This window comes from Blastococcus sp. SYSU DS0616, assembly GCF_054051015.1.
The window spans coordinates 1-1,901 of sequence record NZ_JBJHAJ010000059.1 but is presented as its reverse complement, the minus strand read 5'-3'; the positions used below and the strand labels follow the sequence as shown (position 1 = coordinate 1,901).

At 71.3% G+C, this 1,901-nt stretch carries 3 protein-coding genes; 1 reads left to right on the top strand and 2 read right to left on the bottom strand.

Going from position 1 to position 1,901, the window contains the following annotated elements:
• Positions 1-151 precede the first annotated feature (151 nt).
• The gene (locus ACI79K_RS21095) at positions 152-754 is read right to left on the bottom strand and encodes a TetR/AcrR family transcriptional regulator (RefSeq protein ID WP_456587737.1); all 603 of its coding nucleotides are present in this window, start codon (positions 752-754) and stop codon (positions 152-154) included.
• Here ACI79K_RS21095 and ACI79K_RS21090 point away from each other — a divergent pair.
• A complete protein-coding gene (locus ACI79K_RS21090; protein ID WP_456600680.1) occupies positions 648-1,181 on the top strand; it encodes a helix-turn-helix transcriptional regulator in 534 nt (177 codons plus the stop codon). The two genes, ACI79K_RS21095 and ACI79K_RS21090, sit on opposite strands and share 107 nt — an antisense overlap.
• A gap of 33 nt (positions 1,182-1,214) precedes the next feature.
• Here ACI79K_RS21090 and ACI79K_RS21085 read toward each other — a convergent pair whose 3' ends face one another.
• Entirely contained in the window at positions 1,215-1,571 is a 357-nt protein-coding gene (locus tag ACI79K_RS21085; protein WP_456587738.1) for a hypothetical protein, read from the bottom strand.
• Positions 1,572-1,901 lie beyond the last annotated feature (330 nt).

Sequence of the window (1,901 nt, the reverse complement as noted above, 5' to 3'; positions counted from 1 at the left end):
CCCCGCCCCCCCCCCCGCCCCCCGGCCCCGCCGCCGCCTCGCCCCCCCCCCCCCCCCCCCCCCCCCCCCCCCCCCCCCCCCCCCCCCCCCCCCCCGGCGCGCCCCCCCCCCCCCCCCCCCCCCCCCCCCCCCCCCCCCCCCTCCCGCGGCTCTACTGCTCCCCCGTGTCCTCGTCGGCCAGGTCCAGCAGTTGCGCCCTCACGGCATCGGCCACGGATCTGGCGTGCTCGGCATTGACCACAGCGAGGGCCGCCAGCCCGTCGACCGCCAGGCTGACCAGCCGCACACGGTCGGGATCGAGCCCGTCAGACGTGAGGTTCTCTGTCCACCACTCCGTGTCCTCCGCGAAGATGCGGGCGACCCCCGGGCTGCCGTGCAGTGCCAGGCTGATGCTCCAGTACTCGTCGTCGGCAGTGGCAGTCCCGTCGGGGCTGGAGACGTCGTCACAGAGCACGTTGACGTAAGCACGCAGCAGCTTGCCCGGCCGGTTCTCCGAGAGGTCCACCCGATCGAGGACCCGCCTGCGAAACCTCTCGACCGAGTCTGCGGCAAGCGCCTCGAAGAGAGCCTCCCGAGAGGCGAAGTGGTGCGTGAGAGCACCCTTGGTCACCCCAGCCCGTGCGGCGATCGTGGCCAGCGATGTTGCAGTGGCGTCCTCGGCGAGAACCGCAGCCGCCGCATCCAGCAGACTGCGACGCGTCCTCACAGCATCACGGCCCGACCTGACCCCTTCGGAGCTGTTAGCTGGATCCATAGCCACCAGGATACCTTCCGTTCAGTCTGCTCAAGAAAACGAGTGGTACTATCGGGTAGCCGGTACAGCGTTGGTGCTGCCCCGGCGGGCCGGCGGCTCCCCTTCAGAGGGGCCTAGAACGTCCCACACCCTGCCCCCCCCGGTCGCTGCTACGGATGAGGCTTTGAACGGCTCCGCTCGCAGGAATGGCGACAAGCGCGTGCACGACCGCATAGCGGAGCTGCGGGCTGAGCGAGGGATCAGCCGTAGGGAACTGGCGGATGGTGTCGGCGTACACCCTCAGACGATCGGCTACCTGGAACGCCAGGAGTTCAACCCCTCGCTGCCACTGGCAATGCGCATCGCCGACTTCTTCGACCTACCCGTCGAGGCTGTCTTTTCCCTACGCCCCCTGCGAAGGTCGTCGAGCACTCCGCCGAGGCCGTAGCCGGGAGGGGTGCGCACTCCCGACCTCGCGGCTTCAGACCGTCGGACGATCGGGCCTGCGCTGGTGCGCTGCCAGCTGCGCCCGCTCGCCACCTTCTGAGCCGAGACCTCTGCCTGCACCGTCACCGTTGCCATGCCGCCGTGCCGCTCGCCGTCCGCGCAGCCCGGCCTCGGTGTTCATCTGGCGACGCGACATCAGCTCCGGCAGCATCTCGCCGATCTTCGAGACGACTTCGGCGGTGAACCACACCCCCTTCGTCGCACCGGTGCGCTGGTGCGGGACCCGGCGGTCGCGCACCAGGTCCTTGAGCCACTTCTTCTTCATGTTGAGCATCTGAACCACCTCGGCTGACGTGTAGCAGCGGACGGCGGCGAGCTGTTCGTCGGTCATACCCGCACCTGTCCGGCGTCGTGCGGGCACCGCAATCGCCAACCGACGGGTCGGGCCGACAGGCCAGCCAATGTGGGGGGCAGATTGGGGGGCAACGAGGACGATCAAGGCCGGTCAGGGACGATCGGGGACGATCGGGGACGCCCGAGAAGCCCGGCATCCTGCGGCGTCACCGGGCCACCAGGCCCGGGACCGGCTTCACTCGCGGGTTCGAGCCCCGTCACTCACCCAGCGGTGGGGGGGCCGGGGGGGGGGGGGGCCCCCGGGGCCGCCCCCTCCCGCCCCGGGGGCCCCCCCCCCCGCCCCCCGCCCCGCCGGGTGTTTATTTGT

What these genes read in the sequence shown, in the direction of transcription:
- ACI79K_RS21095 (WP_456587737.1), bottom strand. Translation starts at nt 754, where the DNA reads ATGGATCCAGCTAACAGCTCCGAAGGGGTCAGGTCGGGCCGTGATGCT.
- ACI79K_RS21085 (WP_456587738.1), bottom strand. Translation starts at nt 1,571, where the DNA reads ATGACCGACGAACAGCTCGCCGCCGTCCGCTGCTACACGTCAGCCGAG.